Source organism: Streptomyces sp. WAC05292, from assembly GCF_003949955.1.
GTDB classification, from domain to species: Bacteria; Actinomycetota; Actinomycetes; order Streptomycetales; family Streptomycetaceae; genus Streptomyces; species Streptomyces globosus.
The window spans coordinates 1-3574 of sequence record NZ_RPSE01000513.1 but is presented as its reverse complement, the minus strand read 5'-3'; the positions used below and the strand labels follow the sequence as shown (position 1 = coordinate 3574).

At 74.9% G+C, this 3574-nt stretch carries 2 protein-coding genes; both read left to right on the top strand.

Annotation, left to right across the window (positions count from 1 at the left end; all coding sequences use genetic code 11):
• A partial coding sequence (locus EF903_RS30220) for a succinic semialdehyde dehydrogenase (RefSeq protein WP_148142612.1) occupies positions 1 to 1590 on the top strand: 1590 nt, incomplete at its 5' end.
• Between the two features lie 27 nt (positions 1591 to 1617).
• Positions 1618 to 3417 (top strand): FAD-dependent oxidoreductase, encoded by a 1800-nt coding sequence (locus EF903_RS30215; RefSeq protein WP_125548178.1) that lies wholly within the window; start codon positions 1618 to 1620, stop codon positions 3415 to 3417.
• The last annotated feature ends 157 nt before the right edge of the window (positions 3418 to 3574 follow it).

The following is a 3574-nucleotide window of genomic DNA, read 5'->3' as shown; positions in this document are numbered from 1 at the left end:
CCGCAGCCCACCAACCCGGTCGCCCCGGCCCCCGCCGGCGTGCGCACCGCCGCGGACGTGGTCACCCCCGACCTGGTCGCCCGGCTCACCCGCGGGGTCGTCGGCTCCGGGCGAACCGCGAACCACACGCCGTTCACCGGGGCCAAGCTCGCCGACCTCCCCGAGGCCACCCCCGCCGAGGTCGCCGAGGCCTTCGCGCGGGCCCGCGCCGCCCAAGCCGCGTGGGCCGCCGTCCCCGTACGCCGCCGCGCCGCCGTCCTGCTCCGCTTCCACGACCTGGTCCTCGCCCGCCAGGCCGAGGTCCTCGACCTGATCCAGCTGGAGACCGGCAAGGCCCGCCTGCACGCCCACGAGGAGGTCCAGGCCGTCGCCGTCGCCGCCCGCCACTACGGCCGCAAGGCGCCCGCGTACCTGCGGCCGCGCAGCCACACCGGCGCGATGCCGACCCTCACCAAGGTCACCGAGCTGCGCCAGCCGCGCGGTGTGGTCGGCCAGATCGCCCCCTGGAACTACCCCCTCGAACTCTCCGTCGGCGACGCCCTGCCCGCCTTCGCCTCCGGCAACGCCGTCGTCATGAAGCCCGACACCGAGACCGCGCTGACCGCCCTGTGGGCGCGCGACGTGCTCATCGAGGCCGGGCTGCCCCCCGAGGTCTTCCAGGTCGTCCTCGGCGAGGGCCCCGTCGTCGGCCCCGAGGTGGTCCGGCACGCCGACTACGTCTCCTTCACCGGCTCCACCCGCACCGGCCGCGAGGTCGCGCAGGGCGCCGCCGCCCGCCTCGTCGGCGTCTCCCTCGAACTCGGCGGCAAGAACGCCATGCTCGTCCTCCACGACGCCGACGTCGAGAAGGCCGCCGCCGGCGCCGTCCGCGCCTGCTTCTCCTCCGCCGGCCAGCTGTGCATCTCCATCGAGCGGCTCTACGTCCACGCCTCCATAGCCGACGAGTTCCTCGCCCGGTTCGCCGCCCGCACCAAGGCCATGCGCCTGGGCAGCTCCCTCGCGTACGGCGCGGACATGGGCTCGCTGGTCGGCGAGCGCCAGCTGGAGACCGTCCGCCGGCACGTCGACGAGGCCGTCGCCAAGGGCGCCACCCTCGTCGCCGGCGGCACCGCCCGCCCCGACATCGGCCCGCTGTTCTACGAGCCGACCATCCTCGACGGCGTCGAGGCCCCGATGGCCGTGTGCGGCGAGGAGACCTTCGGCCCGGTCGTCTCCGTCTACCGCTTCACCGACGAGGACGAGGCCGTCGCCCAGGCCAACGCCACCCCCTACGGCCTCAACTCCAGCGTGTGGACGAAGGACGCCCGCCGCGGCCGCGCCGTCGCCGCCCGCCTGCGCACCGGCACCGTCAACATCAACGAGGGCTACGCCCCGGCCTACGGCAGCGTCCGCGCCCCCATGGGCGGCATGAAGGACTCCGGCCTCGGCCGCCGGCACGGCTCCGAGGGCATCCTCAAGTACACGGAGGCGCAGACGGTCGCCCACCAGCGGCTGCTGCCGATGGCGCCCTCGCTCGGCATGGACGACGAGGCGTACGCGGCGTTCATGACGCGCAGCCTCCGGGTGATGAAGGCCCTCCGCCTCCGCTAGCACCGCGGCCGCCAAGGAGGCGCCCCAGTGTCAGAGCCGTACGACTACGACGTCATCGTCATCGGATCCGGCTTCGGCGGCTCCGTCTCGGCGCTGCGCCTGGCCGAGAAGGGCTACCGGGTCGCCGTCCTGGAGGCGGGGCGCCGCTTCACCCCCGAGACCCTCCCGCGCAACAGCTGGGACGTGCGCAACTACCTGTGGGCGCCGGCGCTCGGCCTGTACGGGCTCCAGCGGATCCACCTCCTCGGCAACGTGATGGTGCTGGCCGGGGCGGGCGTCGGCGGCGGCTCGCTCAACTACGCCAACACCCTGTACGTGCCGCCCACCGCCTTCTTCGAGGACCGGCAGTGGGCGCACATCACGGACTGGCGCGAGGAGCTCGCCCCGTACTACGAGCAGGCCAAGCGGATGCTCGGAGTGCGGCTCAACCCGACGACGACCGCCTCCGACGTCCACCTGCTGGCCGTCGCCGAGAAGATGGGCGTCGCGGACACCTTCCACATGGCGCCGGTCGGCGTCTTCTTCGGCGACGGCGCCGACGCCGGCGGCGCCGCCGCGGCCCGGCCCGGCCAGGAGGTCCCCGACCCGTACTTCGGCGGCGCCGGCCCCGCCCGCCGCGCCTGCACCGAATGCGGCGAGTGCATGACCGGCTGCCGGCACGGCGCGAAGAACACCCTCACCGAGAACTACCTCCACCTCGCCGAGCGCGCCGGCGCCGTCATCCACCCCATGACGACCGTCACCGCCGTCGCCGAGCACCCGGACGGCGGCCACCGCGTCCGCACCGTCCCCACCGACGCCCGCCGCCGCGGCCCCTCCCGGGAGCTGCGCGCCCGGTACGTGGTCGTCGCCGCCGGCACGTACGGCACCCAGACCCTGCTGCACCGGATGAAGGACACCGGGCTGCTCCCGCGGATCTCCGACCGCCTGGGGGAACTGACCCGCACCAACTCCGAGGGGCTCGTCGGCGCGCAGACCGACGACCGCCGCTACCGCCGGCGGCACGGCCCCGGCCGGCGGGCCGACTTCACCCGCGGCGTCGCCATCACCTCCTCCGTCCATCCGGACGCGGACACCCACATCGAGCCCGTCCGCTACGGCCGCGGCTCGAACGCGATGGGCTTCCTGACCGTGCTCCAGGTGCCGTACGGCCCGCACCGCGTGCGCCGCTGGCTCGCCCGCACCGCGAAGCACCCGGTGCAGCTGCTGCGCTCGCTCTCCAACCGGCGCTGGTCGGAGCGGACCATCATCGGGCTGGTCATGCAGTCCGTGGACAACTCGCTGACGACGTACCGCAAGCCGAGCGGCCTCGGCAGGGGCCTGCTCACGGCCCGCCAGGGGCACGGCGCCCCCAACCCGGTGCAGCTCGAGGCGGCCACCCGGGCCGCGTCCCTGCTCGCCGAGGAGATAGGCGGCTTCGCCGGCAGCAACGTCGGCGAGCTCATGGGCACACCGCTGACGGCGCACTTCCTCGGCGGCTGCCCGATCGGCGCCTCCCCCGAGGAGGGCGTCGTCGACCCGTACCACCGGCTGTACGGGCACCCGGGCATCCTCGTCGTGGACGGCGCGGCGGTCTCCGCGAACCTCGGCGTGAACCCGTCCCTGACGATCACGGCGCAGGCGGAGCGGGCGATGGCGTTCTGGCCGAACAAGGGCGAGCCGGACGCCCGCCCGGAGCAGGGCGCCGCGTACGTGCGGCTCGCGCCGGTGGAGCCGGTCCGCCCGGCCGTGCCCAAGGAGGCCTTCGGCGCGCTGCGGCTGCCGTTCCTCCCGGTGCCCGAGGTCCCGCCGCGCCGGTCCGGGGCGGCCGGCCTGCGGGCCGACTGATACGCGGCGGGTACCGCGCTCCCCCTCCGAGCGCGGTACCCGCCGCGGTACATAGGTGACAGGCGCTCGCCCCCGAAGGTTGTACCCGCCGGGCACCCGTATGCGTGTGTGCTCGGTCACACGGTGAAGCCGGGGCGGGCGCCTGTCACCTATGTAC